This window comes from Coriobacteriia bacterium (assembly GCA_013334745.1).
Lineage (GTDB): Bacteria > Actinomycetota > Coriobacteriia > Anaerosomatales > JAAXUF01 > JAAXWY01.
The window spans coordinates 1-15,024 of sequence record JAAXWY010000052.1 but is presented as its reverse complement, the minus strand read 5'-3'; the positions used below and the strand labels follow the sequence as shown (position 1 = coordinate 15,024).

The following is a 15,024-nucleotide window of genomic DNA, read 5'->3' as shown; positions in this document are numbered from 1 at the left end:
CATGTAGCCGATGTCCTCACCCACGAAGCGGCCCTCGAAGACCGGCTCCCGCAGCGTGCCCGTCCAGCGCCCGGTGAAGCGGCCGCCGTGCTCCGCACCCAGAGCGACGAGCTCTGCGAGCGTCACCTCATCGGTGAAGCCGACGACACGGTAGTTGCTCGAATGCACCTTCAGCATCAGGCCGGTGCGGTCGGACAGCACCCGCTCGTAGTCGGCGAGGTGCGTCTTATTGGTGGTGCCGACCTCAACCATCGTCGCACCGGACTCGGCCATGATGTCGGGGATGCGGAAGCTCCCGCCGATCTCGACGAGCTGCCCACGCGACACGATCGCGTCGCGTCCGCGAGCCAACCCCGCGATGCCGAGCATGACCGCCGCGGCGTTGTTGTTGACCGCCATCGCGGCCTCCGCGCCCGTAAGCCGACAGAGCAACGACTCGATGTGGACGTGCCGGCTGCCGCGCTCTCCGCTGTCGACGTCGTACTCGAGCGTCGAGTAGCCGCGAGCGACACCGGCGACGGCCTCGGCTGCGGCCTCAGAGAGCACGCTGCGTCCGAGGTTGGTGTGCACGATGATGCCCGTCGCGTTGACTACCGGTCGCAGACTCGGGCGCGCTGCGAGCGTGGCACGCGCAAGCGCATCGCGGGCGACCGACTCGGCCCCGGGCGTGAGCGGCTCGCCGGCCAGCAACCGTGCACGCGCATCATCGATGGCCGCGCGGACGGCATCCACCACGAGTGCCCGCGGAACCGAACCGAGTGTCTCGGTAAGCACCGGGTGTGCGAGGACCTCGTCGGTCTTGGGAAGCGTTCTCAGCAGCGCGTTTGTGTCCATGCGGCGATTGTAGCCGAGCAGGTCGCTCGCCGCCCACACGTCCGTTCACACCGCCTGCCGACCATACGTGCCGACCGCCCGACATAGGCGGCGTACGCCACCCGCTCCCACTAGACTCGGTGCCGGCAGGGAGGAGGGCGCGTGGGACCGATCATCATCCAGACTGAGCGCCTCAACCTGCGCACGTGGACGAGCAGGGATCGCGCGGCGTTCGCACTGATCGCCCACGAGCCCGAGGTGGTTCGTTGGCTCAACCGAGGCGAGCCGCTCCCCGCCGACCAAATCGACGGCTTCATCGCTCGTCAGGTCGGCAGCCAGCGCGAACGCGGATGGTGCCGATGGGCCGTCGAGCTTCGCGAAACCGTCCCCGAGGACCCCACAGGCATCGTCGGATTCTGCGGATTCGGCTGCAACCTCGCCCCGGAGGTCGAGCTGGGCTGGACCCTCCTGCCGCAGCTCTGGGGACGCGGGCTTGCGACAGAAGCGGGGCGCGCTGCGCTCAAGTACGGCTTCGAGACGATCGGATTCGCGCAGGTGTTCTCGGCGATACTGCCCGAGAACGCCGCCTCGAGAGCGGTCGCCGACAAGTGCGGCCTCGTGCTCGACGGGGTGTTCCTGGAGGAGGGCGAGCCGACGCTTCGTTATGTCGCGCACAACCCGCACCCCGACGCGCAGCGGGACGGCAAGTTCATCTTGAGCTGCGAGGCGCGTGGACCGTCTGTGCTTCGGCCCGGTTCGGGTGACGCTACGCGATCGTAAGCACGTCCGGATCGGCCACCAGGGCCGCGACGCTATCCGGCATCGCACCCACGGCACCTGCCTGCAGGTCGTCCTTGAGGCCCAGGAAGTCCAAACAGGTGCCGCATACCTTCACGGCGACCCCGTTCTCGACGAGCAGTGCCAGGTCGTCGAGCGACTTCGAGCCCGTGCACGCCAGTCGCACGCCGCCGTTCATGAGCATCACCGCGCGTGGCTGCTCTTCGTTGCGCGCCAGCGAGTAAAGGAAGTTCTTCATCAGTATCTCGCCGAGATCATCGCTGCCTCGACCTATTCGATCAGTGACGATGAAGACGCGCTTGGCCATGATGGACTCCCTTGCACAACGATAGCGACAGGCGATACGTGTTTTCAGCCGTGATTATACCGCTCGCCCGTCGTTGCGCTAGCCGACGATGACTCGCCCGTCCGCCCCCGCGACGCAATCACCGATACGGGCAGCGAGTACGCCGCGCGCTGTGAGTTCGGATGCCAGCTCTGCGGCGTGGTCAGCCGGCACAGCCATAAGCAATCCACCGCTGGTCTGGGGGTCGCACAGCAGCCGCATCCAGACCTCGGCATCCGCGTCGGCATCCCAGTCCGTGAACTCGCCCGCCCACTCGATGAGATCGGTGGTCCTGCCAGGCGCCACGTTGTCCTCGGCGTATCCGAGCGCACGCTCGAACACCGGGATGCTCGCAAGCTCGATCCGCGCACAGACCCCACTCGCCTCGACCATCTCGTGAACGTGTCCGAGCAGCCCGAAACCTGTCACATCGGTCGCCGCATTGACGCCCACCGCCACCATCGCCTCGCAGGCGGCCCGGTTCAGCGTCGCCATCGACTCGATGAACTCGCGGGCGGTGTCCTCGGTCTCGAGGCCTCGCTTGATCGCAGTCGCCATGATGCCGGTGCCGATGGGCTTGGTGAGTAGCAGCGCATCGCCCGCGTGCGCACCACGGTTTCGCACGACCTTATCGGGGTGCACGACGCCCATCACCGAGAGCCCGAACTTCGGCTCTTTGTCATCGATCGTATGCCCGCCGACCGTGACGGCGCCCGCCTCGGCCACCTTCTCGGAGCCGCCTCGCACCACCTCGCCCACGATGTCGGGACCGAGCGAGCATGGGAACGCCAGCAGGTTCATCGCGGTAAGCGGCCTGCCGCCCATCGCGTAGATGTCGGAGAGTGAGTTCGCGGCGGCGATACGCCCGAAGTCATACGGGTCGTCGACGATGGGCGTGAAGAAGTCGACCGTCAACAAGGTGGCGATGTCATCGGTCAGTTGGTAGACGGCGGCGTCATCGCTGGTCTCGAAGCCCAAGAGCAGCGAGTCGGAGTCGCCCGGCGCGATCTTGTCGAGCACGGCCTTGAGGTCACCCGGACCCCACTTCGCCGCTCAACCGGCCTTGCTCGACAGCTGCGTGAGCCTGATCGGCTCTGCGGTATCGCTCATCGTCCACCCTCCTCCCGCGCGTACGTGAGGCGCAACGCGAGCGCGCCGTTGGCCTCGATGGCCACCGAGAAGGTGCGCCCATCGACCAGGACCGGACTTCCACCGCGAACGTCGGCGATCTGTGCAACGCCTCGATCCGCCGAGAAGGTCGCCTCGATCCGTGCGGGTGCGTGGTTGATCAGCAGCGCGACATCGTCGGCGTCTCCCTGCAGCAGCGACACCTCGATGTCGGGCGAGTCGCAGTCGATCGGCGCGATGCAGCCCGCCGAGCGGGCGACCGCCCCGTAGACCTCGGAGAGGAGTGCCGCCACCGGTGCCGGCGTAGCCCACGGGTCGCCCTGCGCGATGCCTCGCTCGATGGGAGCCGCGATGTAGACCGCGCGTCCCTGACCGACCGCGTTGACCGTGAGCAACGGACTGCCCTGCTCGTCGGTGGCCACGATCGTGGCACTCCCACCGCCGAGTTGCGCGAAGTTCGAGACCGCGAACCGCGCGTCGAAGCTCTCAAGCGCACCGAGAACGTCGGCGTGCGCCACACGACACGAGAACAGTTCGCGCGGGCCGTCGTCGCCTCGAAACTCGACGCCGAACAGTTCGCGGATTCCTGGATGCGCGTCACCGCCGCCGTACGAAAGCACGAGCGCGCCACCCGCCTGGACGAACTCGGTCAGGCGCTCCCAGGTGTCATCGAGCAGGTTGAACGCGCTGGGCAGAATGAGCACGGAGTACGCCGAGAGGTCATCTGTCTCGTAGGCGACCGTGACCGGCAGGTGGGCGCGCTTCGCGCCGGTGAACGCGGCGAGGCACGACCGCGGGTCCACGAGCGACGCGAGATCCGGCAGCGGGTTGAAGCGCTCCGCAGGCATGATGACGGCGGTGCGCTCCGGTGCGGGTACGTGGTGCTTGAGGTCGATACGCGCCACGGAGCGAACGAACGACTGCATCTCAGTGAAGGACGGCTTGGGCTGCCCGTAGGAGTCGGTGACCCCCACGAGGGACTCGAACGGGTCGACGAAGTACGGCTCGCGACGCTCCGTGGCAAGATCGCGCAGGCGTCGGGCAAGCACGCCTGCCGAACGGTTTGCGAGCGCGGTCCACAGCGACGTGCGCAAGGCCGCCGCCTCTTCGACCGGCGAGAAGTCCAGCGAGAGCACGCCCGCGTCATCAGAGACGATCGGATTGCCCCTGTCGGCGAGATGGAGCAGAAACGCCTCGAGGTAGGTGGACGGCCCGGAAGTGACCGGCCCCTCGGCGGCGTACGCACGATAGGCGGCGGTGACGTGACTGACCGAGAACTCGCAGGTGGCGATCGCGTCTCGGGCGTCCACGCCGGTCGCACGCATGAGCGTCTCGGCATCGGCACCCAGAGCGATGGGCCGCTTGGGATCGACCTCACGAACCGCCTCGCGCAAGATGCGAGTCCACTCATCGAGTTCATGCTTCTCGGTGAATCCCGAGAGGAACGCCTCGTTGGCCAACTGCCACGCGAACACTCCCGCGTCGCCTCGCAGCTGGCGGATGACCTCTTGGACCAGTGAGACCTCGCGCTGGATGAGATAACCATCGGTACGCGGATCGCGGCGTACACCCCACGCGACGTCAACGAGATCGGAGTGCGAGTCGTCGGCGAAGAAGCACACGATAGCCTGCATGCCGTGGGTGCGGATGGACGCGATGATGTCGGCAAGGTGTTGCAGGGCGTCCTCGTCGTAGCGGCTGACCTGCGGTTCGAGCACGCGCCACGACACGAACACGCGCACGAGCCCGAAGCGGGCGCCGTGCAGCAGGTCAAGGTCGTCGCCGAGGTTCCCGGCGTAGAACAGGTCGCGCTCCCCCGCCTCCTCGTCGACCGGATACAGCGAGACCCCCAGCGGGAAGATCGGATTGCGCGTGCGTGCGCGAGCGACCTCTTTTGCGCTGACGGTAGCAGCCGCCTCGGGAGCTCCGAGGACGGAATCGGTCGGCGCACCTGTGGGAGCCGCGGCGGGAGCAGCCGGCATGGTGACTCGCCGCTGTGGCGGTCTGGTACCGCCTCTACGCGTCGGCATCGTCGGCCCTCCCCTCGACGTAGGAATCGAAGAGGCGGCGGAAGAGACCTTGCCGGCGCGTGTCGTGATAGGCGGCGCGGCGCACTTCCCACGCGGCGGTCGCGTGCTCGCCCTCGGTGAGCAACGCAGCGGCCAGACCGAAGCGAGCCCTGACGCAGGCGGGGTCGAGCTCGACCGCACGGAGGTACGCCTGCTTGGCATCGGAGTACCGCTGCAGCCCGAGAAGCGACTCGGCGAGCAGCACGTGCGGCATCGGCTCGTTGGGGACGGCACGAGCCAGTGCTTCGAAGACCCGCGTCGCGTTGCGGTTGAGCCCAGGGCGCTTGTGGAACGCGGCGCCGAGAACGTAGACGCCGGTCGGCGTCTTGGTGCTGAGCGCCAGACAGCGAAGCGCGACCGACATCGCCTCGTTGACCGCCTCCTGCTTCAGGTAGAGGTACCCTGCCAGCGCGAGGGCCTCAGGGTCCGCCGGATCGTCGTTGAGAATCAGTCGAATGAGGTCCGCCGCCCCGAAGTAGTCCTCCTCAAACGCGAGCGCGAACGCCGCGGCAAGGCGGGCATCGCGGTCGGCTTCGACCTCATCGGGATGAGGCGCCGGAGAGCCGTCGTCATAGACGCCGGCAAGCGCGAAGAAGAAGTCGTCCTGGCTCGGGTCGAGTTCGCCGGCTTTGCGGAAACCCGGAAGAGCGGTCGCCACGCCCTCACGCTTGAGCGCGGCGATAGCGAGGTTGTACATCGCGCGCGGCTCGCTCGGGTCGAGTTCCAGGGCGCGACGCCATGACTCGATCGCCTCGCCCTCAAACGCACCGGCGGCGAACGCCTCGCCGAGCTGGACGTGTGCGGTCACGAGGTCCGGCACAACCTCGGCAAGCTCGTGCCAGACGAGAATCGACTGGTCCCACATCCCGCCGCGACGGTCGTAGGCCAGACCGAGCGCAAGGTAGGCCGGCGCGCAGTCGGGGTCGAGCTCGATGGCGCGACTCGCCGAGCGGATGGCTTCGTCGTAGAAGTCGCCCTCAAGGAACAGGTCCGCGAGCAGGGCGTGGACGACGGGGTCGCTCTCGTCGAGCAGAAGCGCCTGGTAACACGCATCGACCGCAGAGGCCACACGGCCCTCGCGGGAGAGGTCATCGGCGAGCTTGGAAAGCCGACTCCGCCCGCTCACGACGTCACGCCCATCTTCGCGGCGGCCTTGGCGACGAGCTTGAGCGCGCTTTCGGCTCCACGCGACACGCCGTTGGCGCCGACCGAACGAGCAAGCGTGGTGTCGGCGACGAACGGGCCACCCGCCACAAACAGCACGACGTCATCGCGCCCGCCCGCCGCGAACATCTCGCGGACGCGCACGACACTTCGCGCGGTCGAAAGCATGTGAGCGAAGACGATGAGGATGCGCGCACCGGTCTCATCGGCACGCGCAAGAAAGTCGGTCGGGCGCACATCCGTGCCAAGATCGACGACGCGGTGGCCGGCCTCTTTGAGCGCGGCAGCCGTGATCTGCTTGTCGATGGAGTGCAGATCGTGGTGCATCGTGCCGACCAGCACGGTGACGCCGGTGTCCTGAGCGGTCGCGGGCGGAGTCACGAAGCTGGTGACCTGCTCGGCGACGACCGAACCCTGCGTGAAGGTGTACTCGTCGATGGTGCCGTCCGCCCACGCCCCGCCGAGAAGCGACATCGCAGGCGCGAAGATGCGGTCGAACAGCTGCGCCTGCGCAACCCCGCTGCGCTTGGCGCGCTCGATGACGTTGATCGCCGCAGCGGCGTCATGGCTCACGAAGGCTGCGTACAGCCTCGCGGGCGCATCGTCTGCCATCGGTGCCATGCCTCCTCCGTCGCATCGCGTCTTCGCCGGGAGTAACCGCCCCCGGGCGTAGTATCCCATCGTCGTGCTTCAGCGCGAACAAGGCGCAAGCGCCTCGCCGCGCGGTGCGTGCGCTGGTAGCGGCGGTGGGAGTCGAACCCACATGGTCCGTGAGGACCGGCGGATTTTAAGTCCGCTTCCTGTGCCAATTCGGATACGCCGCCACGCCCCTACGCGTCATGCTCACCGCGCCCGGTTTCGGCCCCGTGACGCAGGTCGCGATAGGTGTCGAGAAGTATCCCATACAGGATGTCGTGCTCGCTCACGAGTGTGGAGTCCAGCCCGGCAAGCGCAAGCACGGTCTCGATGACGATGCCACCGCCGACGATCACGGAAGCCCGCTCCGGATGCAGCCCCACGACCTCGCGGCGACGTGCAAGCGGCAGCCCCGACAGCGTGTCGATGATGTCGGTGAGCCGAGGACCGGTCAGACAGCTCAGGTGCACCCGCTCGGAATCGTACGACGCGAGCTCGAGTTCGATCGCCGAGAAGGTCGTCGCGGCGCCCGCAAGCGACACCATCGTCCTGGGCTTTGATCGCAACGTCTCGAAGAACGGCCTGACCTGCGAGGTCACGTAGCCGCGCGCCTCATCGAGCTCGCGGGATGTCGGTGGGTCCGAAGCGAGGAACATCTCGGTGATCCGCCGCGACCCCACATCGATGGAGCGCATGGCCTCGATATCGCACACGCGCCCACCGTCATCGAGCTCCGACGAGCCGAAGATGAGCTCCGTGGAACCTCCGCCCACGTCGACCACGAGCAGCCCATCGCCGGTGACGGAGTACGCCGCGCCGAAAAATGACAGCCGAGCCTCGGTCTCACCGTCGATGATTCGTGGCTCCACGCCCACCGAGGCGAGCGCCGCGAGCATCTCATCGCCGTTGCTCGCATCCCGGCTCGCACTGGTCGCGACGGCGGTGGTCGCCGCCACGCCGTGATCCGCGATCGCCGTCGAGTAGCCCGACACGACTGCTCGCAGACGCTCGATGGCATCGGCCGACAGCCGCCCTGACGCGGCCAGTCCCTGTCCGAGGTGCACGATGTCGGTGCGCCGCTCAACCTCTGTGATGCCTGTCGCGCTCACGTCGGCGACCAGCATCCGGGCCGTCACGGTGCCGATGTCCACTGCGGCGAGCCGCATGGTCTGGCTCATGCATCCCCCTGTTCGGTCGCCGGGCATACAGGCCCGGCGCAGCGATCGTCGACGCATTCGTGCGCCACGCCAGCCAGGAACTCGGCGCCGATCGGATCGGCCTCGCCGAGCAACGCGAGCGCCACGTGCAGGTGCAGGCACTTCACGCCGAGCGGGTCGCGCTGCCCTCCGATACCGACGGTGGGGCACGCATCGACGCCCCCGGATTCGGCCGCTCGCAGCTCACGGACGCGGGCGTCGAGTGCGCGAAGCGCACCCGCGAGCGACTCGTCGCTCGCGGCGCGTGCCGCGAAGCGCGCGACGGCGCCGGAGGACTCCTCGGCGGCGACGGCTTCGGCGAGATGCGGGCAGGTCAGCCACGCCAGTGTGGGAAACGGCGTACCATCGGCCAGACGCGACGGGGAAACGATCACAGTCGGCCGATGAAAGCTGCAGCGCGCGGCTACCCGGTACGGCTCGCGCGGCGTCCGACCGATCTGGGCGGCGACGAGCTCAGACTCCCGCTCCCAGAGAGCGTCGGGCCCGCCCGACAGGGTCACTGGACGCCGAAGACCGCGTCGAGGAAGGCCGTCCACTGGCCGACCGGCGGCTTCACCGCCTCCTGAGAGTCGATCTCGGGCGCGAGTGCGACCGATGCGACCTGCGTGGTCTCGGTGCCGTCGATGACGACCATCTGGTGCTCGCCGCTCTTGACCATGCCGAGCTGAAGCCGGGCGTAATCCTCGACACCCTCGGGCGTACGGAGTCGGTCGACCTGCGCGCTGAGACGGTCGTTTCGAGACCTGATAGCGTCGAGCTCGGCCTGCAGCCGTGCCCGCTCGCGGGTCTCTCGGTAGTCGACTCGCGCAACCGGATAGTAGGCCGCGATGAACAGCGCCACCGCCGTGATCACGACGAGCGGCAGAAGCCACCAGCGATGGGCGATGGACGACGTGACCTGCTCGCGAACGGAAGTGGGTTTGCGGGTGCGCACGGCCGCCTTGGCAGCAGGAGTGTGCTGTGTGCGTTTTCGGGATGCCGAAGACGGCGCAGGCTGCGGCAACCTCATTGAGGTCGCCCTTACTGCGCTCGCTGAAACCCCTAGCTGCGTGTTCCTCGGCGTCATACCTCAGAGTCCTATGTGCAGGTCAGCGATTCGGCGACCGGGCAGGCCGCCTCGCGACTGATGGTAGCACCAAAGAATCGCGCTGTCGCCTAGAGGTAAGGTTGAGGTTGAGTGATACGAACAGGTGTTCGACGCGGCCAGCTTCGACAGCACCCTCAGCAAAATGCCTGCTCAGACGGTGTATCTAGACCTCTCGAACGAGAATGAAGTCGGTCCCGCCGATGTGCCGCGACGCTCGACCTGCGGTGATCGCAATCTTGCTGCCTCGTGCTACAGAGCCCGATTCGACCAGCGCATCGCACGTCTCGTCGAGCAAGACGTCGGTGTCCTCCGAGAACCCGACGACGATCGCGCGCACTCCCCACACGAGCCCGAGCCCGCGGGCCACCGCGTCGTCGGGAGTCACCGCCACGATCGGTCGCTCAGGCCTGTGGCGCGCGACCGCAAAGGCTGTGGCGCCGGAACGCGTGACCGGGACGATGGCCGCTAGGCCCAAGTCGGCGGCGAGATCGCAGACGGCAGCGCTCACAGCGATCTGAACATCTGTGGTCACGTCGTGCTCATCCCTCGCCTGCTCTCCCACAGCCTCCTCGGCGGTCGAAGCGATACGCGACATCGTCTCGACTACGAGCACGGGGTGCGCCCCCACGGCCGTCTCGCCTGACAGCATTACCGCATCGGCCCGCGAGAAGATTGCGTTCGCGACGTCACTGGCCTCGGCGCGCGTGGGGGCCGGATCGTGTGTCATCGATTCGAGCATCTGTGTGGCGATGACCACGGGTTTGCCGCCGCGGCGTGCCGCCGTGATCGTCTTGCGTTGGATGACCGGGACCTGTTCGGGTGCGGTCTCGACCCCCAGATCGCCGCGAGCGACCATCACAGCATCGGCGGCCTCGACGATGGCTTCGACCTGTGCGACAGCCTCGTGCTTCTCGATCTTGGCGACGATGGGGATCCGTCTCGCCATCATCGAGCGCAGAGCATGCACGTCATCGGCCGACCGTACGAACGACTGCCCGATAAAGTCGACATCCGCCTCGCACGCCCAGGCGATCACGGCTCGGTCCTCGGCGGTGATGGGATCGACGGCGAGCGTGACCCCCGGGACATTGACGCCCTTGTTGCTGGCGAGCACTCCGCCGGCGAGCACCACCGTCTCAACCAAGGCCGCGGCTGTGTCCGTTGCCGTGACCTCGAGCTCGATGCGGCCGTCGTCAAGGAGGATACGATCACCGACCGAGAGGTCGGCAGCGAGACCGGTGTAGGTGATACATGCACGGGAGGCGTCACCGGTGCACCGGTCCGACGCGATGGTGAAGCGAGCCCCCGAGACCAGCTCGGTTCCGGGTGCCATGTCGCCCACGCGTATCTTGGGGCCGGCCAAGTCCACGAGAACGCCCAGCTGACGACCGCATCGTGCTGCCGCAGCACGAACGGCACCAAGTCGCGTGTCCATATGCGCAACCGTGCCGTGGGCGGCGTTGAGTCGAACGACGTCGACTCCGGCGGCGATCAGGCCGTCGAGCACCTGCGGGTCATCGGTCGATGGACCGAGTGTCGCGACGATTCGGGTACGGCGCATGGGAGAGCTCCTTCGCCCGTGGCGAGTGAGACGGTGGTGCTACTCGATCGGCTTGGGGAGCCGAACGATCTGGATGCCTTCGTCGATGCGGCGAACTGTGACCTCATCGCGCCCGAGCCGGTGCACCGCAGTGCGCAGGTTGCCGTACAGACGCTCCATACCCTGGTCCGGTGTGCGAACCAGCAGCACGCGCTCGCCCGCGGTCATGAAGTAGCGAACAACTCTCGTGGCGGCACCACGCGGCGCCGGGTACGGCACCTCGAGCGTGCGGCTCTCGAACTCCCAGATGTCCTCGGGCGCGACATCGGCATCAAACGACCCCAGCACCGCCACGAGGATGACTGCGCGCCGAGGGTCCTCGGTCACGCCGGTCTCGCAGACGAGGTGCATCCGGACGTCGAAACCCTGGATCGCCGCGGCACGCGCGAGGTATGCCCAGTCAAGCGTCCCGTCGTCATCGAGCATCATGACGACCCGGTCGCGGACGTGGCGCGCAAGGGTCGTGAGAAGGTGCAGCAGGCCTATGCCGCGACGGGGCGTGAACGTGACCACCGCGATGTCGAACATCACGTCCTCGCTCAAGTCCTCGGCCATACCGAGCATCGTGCCCAGCCGCGCATCAGAGGCCACGTCACTCGAGACGAGCCTTCGCAGTAGACCCGGAGACGGCTCCAGAGCGGTGAGGCTGGTCGCCTTGCTCAGCAAAGGACCGGTCATCAGGCCCGTGGCGGCGCCAACTTCGAGTAGATCGGATTCGTCGGGAATCTCCTCGAGAAGCGCCGGAACGAGCTGCAGGAAGATGCGCTCCTGGCCGTAGTCGTAGTCGTACTGGTTCGCGAACCGCTCACGCTTGGCGAGTGCGGACTCGATAGGGACACCGAACTCAGCCGGTACGAGTGGCGCTGCCTTCTTCCTGACGTCGGTCATGCTGCTACCGTGCTCCAGACGCGTTCGGCGGGTGCGGACAGGTCATGCCCGCACCCACTCGCGGTCAGCCCTTGATGTTGTAGAACGCACCGAGCCCAGGGTACTCGGCGGATGCGCCAAGCTCCTCCTCGATGCGGATGAGCTGATTGTACTTCGCAACGCGGTCGCTGCGGGCAGGGGCTCCGGTCTTGATCTGACCACAGTTGCACGCGACAGCGAGGTCCGCGATCGTCGTGTCCTCGGTCTCGCCGGAACGGTGACTCATCACGCAGGTATAGCCGGCCTGCTTGGCCGTCTCGATCGCCTCGAGAGTCTCGGTGAGCGAGCCGATCTGGTTGACCTTGATGAGGATCGAGTTGGCGACACCCATCTCGATGCCCTTCTTGAGGCGAGCGGTGTTGGTGACGAACAGGTCGTCGCCCACGAGCTGGATACGCTTGCCCAGGCGATCGGTGAGCAGCTTCCAGCCCTCCCAGTCCTCCTCGGCCATACCGTCCTCGATGCTGATGATCGGATAGCGGTTGACGAGGTCCTCCCAGAAGTCGACCATCTGCGCGCTCGTGAGCTCGCGGCCTTCACCGGCAAGCACGTAGACGCCGCGCGCCTCGTCGTAGATCTCGGTGGTGGCGGGATCGAGCGCGAACTTGATCTGCTCGCCCGGCGCGTAGCCGGCCTTCTCGCACGCCTCGACGATGATGGCGAGCGCTGCCTCGTTGCTCTCGAGATCGGGCGCGAAGCCACCCTCGTCGCCGACGCCGGTGCCGAGCTTGCGGTCGTGCAGCACCTTCTTGAGCGTGTGGTAGATCTCGGCGCACCAGCGAAGGCCCTCAGCGAACGTCGCCGCCCCGACCGGCATGACCATGAACTCCTGCAGGTCGACGTTGTTGTCGGCATGCGCACCGCCGTTGAGGATGTTCATCATCGGCACGGGCAGGAGGTGAGCGTTCGCGCCGCCGACGTAGCTGTACAGCGTGAGCTCGGTGGACTCGGCAGCAGCGCGAGCCGCAGCGAGCGACACGCCGAGAATGGCGTTGGCGCCGAGATTGGCCTTGTTGTCGGTGCCATCAAGCTCGATGAGCGCGCCATCGATGGCGCGCTGGTCGCTCGCGTCCATGCCGACGATCTCATCGGCGATGATGGTGTTCACGTTCTCGACGGCTGTGGCGACGCCCTTGCCCAGGTACCGCGGCGAATCGGTGTCGCGCAGCTCGACGGCCTCGAAGGCGCCGGTCGACGCGCCCGAGGGCACAGCAGCGCGACCGAACGCGCCGTCGTCGAGCATGACCTCGACCTCGACGGTCGGGTTGCCGCGCGAATCGAGGATCTCGCGGGCGTAGATGTCGGTGATGATGCTCATAGTCCTTGCGTCCCCTTCTCCGTGCGCTTGGCCTGCTGCCAGAGCGCCTCCTGCTCGACGAGCGTCAGCTCATCGATCCCGCGGCCTTCTGACGCGGCCGCCTCCTCCATCGCCGTCCAGCGGCTCCGGAACTTGTCGCACGTCCCGCGAAGCGCCGTCTCGGCGTCGATTCCCTGCTTGCGCGCGAGGTTGACGATGGTGAACAGCACGTCGCCGATCTCATCGGCGGCTTCGGGGCTGCCCGGCTCAGTCGCCTTGAGTTCGTCGAGCTCCTCGTGCACCTTCTCCCACACGTCATCGAGAGTATCCCACTCAAAGCCCGCCGAGACCGCCTTGCGCGATATCGTCTGTGCCCTCATGAGCGCGGGCAGGGCGTGGGGCACGCTGTCCAGAAGCCCTTGCTGCTTCTCGACACGCTCCTCGGCCTTGATCTTGTCCCAGTTCGCGAGCACCTCGCCCGCGTTCCCGGCCACCTCCGCGTCACCGAAGATGTGCGGGTGGCGCCGAATGATCTTGGCGGTGATGGCAGCCACGACCTCGTCGATGGTGAACTCGCCGTCATCGGCTGCGATCTGCGAGTGCAGCACGACCTGGAGAAGCACATCGCCGAGCTCATCTCTCAGCTCGGCGATGTCGTCGGTTTCTATAGCGTGGACGGCCTCGTAGGCCTCTTCCACCATGTTCTTCGCAATTGAGCGATGGGTCTGCTCGCGATCCCACGGACACCCATCGGGGGCCCGAAGTGCCGCTATCACTTCTACGAACTCGTCAAAACCGTGTCCCACGACGCCCCCCTGGTGGCGGAGCAGCGCTACTTGGACGGCGTACCCGTGGTGGCGGTGGAACCGGCCTTGCCGGCACCGGCCTTGAGGTCTTCGAGCAGGATCTCGATCTTGGCGTTCTTCTTCAGGTCGTCGAGGAACGTCTGGTACGCCTCCGACTTACGCTTCTGAACGATGATCTGCTGGATCTGGGTCTTGACCTCGGCAAGCGCCTGCTGCTTGGCTGCGCGAGTGTCGGTCACGGTGATGATGTGCCAGCCGTAGGTCGACTGAACGAGGGCCGAGGTCTGGCCCTTCTTCAGCTTGTCGAGCGCGGCCTGGAACTCAGGGACGTAGGTGGTCGTGTTCGGCCAACCCAGGTCGCCGCCCTTGCTCGCCGTGGCGGTGTCGACCGAGTACTTCTTGGCGGCTTCAGCGAGCGTGATCTTGCCGGCCTTGATGTCGTTGAGGACCTTGGTGGCCGTCGCCTTATCGGTGGCCTTGAAGAGCACGTGCGACGCGCGCTTCTGGGCGGCCTGCGAGAACTGGCCCTTGTTCGCGGTGTAGTAGTCCTGGATCTCCTTGTCGGTCACCTTGGCGTCCGCGGCCAGCTGCTCCATGAGCTTGTTGGTCACGAGCTGCTGGCGGATGGAGACCTTGAGCGAATCGACCGTCATGCCCGCGCTCTTGAGCGCTGCATCGAACTGCGCCTGGTCCTTGAAACCGCTCTTGAGCTGCTCGATCTGCTTGTCGATGTCAGCGTCGGAGATGCTGATGCCCTTCTCCTTGGCGGCCTGCTCCACGAGCTTGGCATTGACGAGGTTGTCGAGGATCCGCTGCTTGAAGTCGAGCAGGCGACCCTCGCCGTCGGCGCCGGTGAACATCGTGGGGTACTGCTTTTTGAGCTGCTCGAGCTGCTGCTCGACCTCGGTCTTGGAGATGGCGTCGCCGTTGACCTTGGCAGCCACGTCCTTGTCGGAGCATCCGCTCGTGGCGAGAGCACCGGTGGCCAGCGCAGCGAACAGCGCCATGACGAGCAGGATACGGGTGGACTTCATGGGATGAATCCTCCTGATACGCGTGGTCAGACAGGCGCGAGTATAGCACCAAGTATGCTCAAAGCCGCCTGCGTCACAGCTTCTCCATACTCTATCGGGCGAGCCAGTTTCTTCTCTCGCTCA

General features: G+C 66.7%; 15 protein-coding genes and 1 tRNA gene. 1 reads left to right on the top strand and 15 read right to left on the bottom strand.

Going from position 1 to position 15,024, the window contains the following annotated elements:
• Positions 1-834: L-seryl-tRNA(Sec) selenium transferase (selA, locus tag HGB10_10710; GenBank protein ID NTU72269.1), on the bottom strand; the 834-nt coding region annotated here is incomplete at its 3' end.
• Positions 835-975: 141 nt separating this feature from the next.
• Between selA and HGB10_10705 the strand changes: the two genes are divergently transcribed.
• Positions 976-1,593, top strand: coding sequence for a GNAT family N-acetyltransferase (locus HGB10_10705; GenBank protein ID NTU72268.1), 618 nt, complete (start codon positions 976-978; stop codon positions 1,591-1,593).
• On the opposite strand, the gene yedF is transcribed toward HGB10_10705, so the two are convergent.
• From yedF to HGB10_10635, 14 genes are all read right to left on the bottom strand, one after another.
• Positions 1,580-1,918, bottom strand: coding sequence for a sulfurtransferase-like selenium metabolism protein YedF (yedF, locus tag HGB10_10700; protein ID NTU72267.1), 339 nt, complete (start codon positions 1,916-1,918; stop codon positions 1,580-1,582). The two genes, HGB10_10705 and yedF, sit on opposite strands and share 14 nt — an antisense overlap.
• 78 nt (positions 1,919-1,996) lie before the next feature.
• The gene (gene selD, locus HGB10_10695) at positions 1,997-3,046 is read right to left on the bottom strand and encodes a selenide, water dikinase SelD (GenBank protein NTU72266.1); all 1,050 of its coding nucleotides are present in this window, start codon (positions 3,044-3,046) and stop codon (positions 1,997-1,999) included.
• Positions 3,043-5,046, bottom strand: coding sequence for a cellulase family glycosylhydrolase (locus HGB10_10690; protein NTU72265.1), 2,004 nt, complete (start codon positions 5,044-5,046; stop codon positions 3,043-3,045). Before HGB10_10690 ends, selD begins: the two co-directional genes overlap by 4 nt.
• A 34-nt stretch (positions 5,047-5,080) precedes the next feature.
• Positions 5,081-6,259 (bottom strand): tetratricopeptide repeat protein, encoded by a 1,179-nt coding sequence (locus tag HGB10_10685; GenBank protein NTU72264.1) that lies wholly within the window; start codon positions 6,257-6,259, stop codon positions 5,081-5,083.
• Positions 6,256-6,909: a hypothetical protein gene (locus tag HGB10_10680; GenBank protein ID NTU72263.1), complete on the bottom strand. Its 654-nt coding sequence runs from the start codon at positions 6,907-6,909 to the stop codon at positions 6,256-6,258. The genes HGB10_10685 and HGB10_10680 overlap by 4 nt, the downstream gene beginning before the upstream one ends.
• A gap of 123 nt (positions 6,910-7,032) precedes the next feature.
• Positions 7,033-7,121, bottom strand: a tRNA-Leu gene (locus tag HGB10_10675).
• A gap of 6 nt (positions 7,122-7,127) precedes the next feature.
• Positions 7,128-8,111, bottom strand: a complete 984-nt coding sequence (locus HGB10_10670; protein NTU72262.1) for a Ppx/GppA family phosphatase — start codon at positions 8,109-8,111, stop codon at positions 7,128-7,130.
• Entirely contained in the window at positions 8,108-8,644 is a 537-nt protein-coding gene (locus tag HGB10_10665; GenBank protein NTU72261.1) for a DUF501 domain-containing protein, read from the bottom strand. Before HGB10_10665 ends, HGB10_10670 begins: the two co-directional genes overlap by 4 nt.
• A gap of 2 nt (positions 8,645-8,646) precedes the next feature.
• Complete coding sequence (locus HGB10_10660) at positions 8,647-9,084, bottom strand: septum formation initiator family protein (GenBank protein NTU72260.1); 438 nt, start codon at positions 9,082-9,084, stop codon at positions 8,647-8,649.
• 316 nt (positions 9,085-9,400) lie between these two features.
• Positions 9,401-10,798 carry a pyruvate kinase gene (gene pyk / locus HGB10_10655; protein NTU72259.1) on the bottom strand — a complete coding sequence of 466 codons (1,398 nt, stop codon included), beginning with the start codon at positions 10,796-10,798 and terminating at the stop codon, positions 9,401-9,403.
• 39 nt (positions 10,799-10,837) lie between these two features.
• On the bottom strand, positions 10,838-11,725 hold the full coding sequence (locus tag HGB10_10650) for a hypothetical protein (protein NTU72258.1): 888 nt from the start codon (positions 11,723-11,725) through the stop codon (positions 10,838-10,840).
• 64 nt (positions 11,726-11,789) lie between these two features.
• Positions 11,790-13,082, bottom strand: a complete 1,293-nt coding sequence (gene eno, locus HGB10_10645; protein NTU72257.1) for a phosphopyruvate hydratase — start codon at positions 13,080-13,082, stop codon at positions 11,790-11,792.
• Positions 13,079-13,891 carry a nucleoside triphosphate pyrophosphohydrolase gene (mazG, locus tag HGB10_10640; GenBank protein NTU72256.1) on the bottom strand — a complete coding sequence of 271 codons (813 nt, stop codon included), beginning with the start codon at positions 13,889-13,891 and terminating at the stop codon, positions 13,079-13,081. The genes eno and mazG overlap by 4 nt, the downstream gene beginning before the upstream one ends.
• A gap of 2 nt (positions 13,892-13,893) precedes the next feature.
• Positions 13,894-14,901: a hypothetical protein gene (locus HGB10_10635; GenBank protein NTU72255.1), complete on the bottom strand. Its 1,008-nt coding sequence runs from the start codon at positions 14,899-14,901 to the stop codon at positions 13,894-13,896.
• Positions 14,902-15,024: the final 123 nt, after the last annotated feature.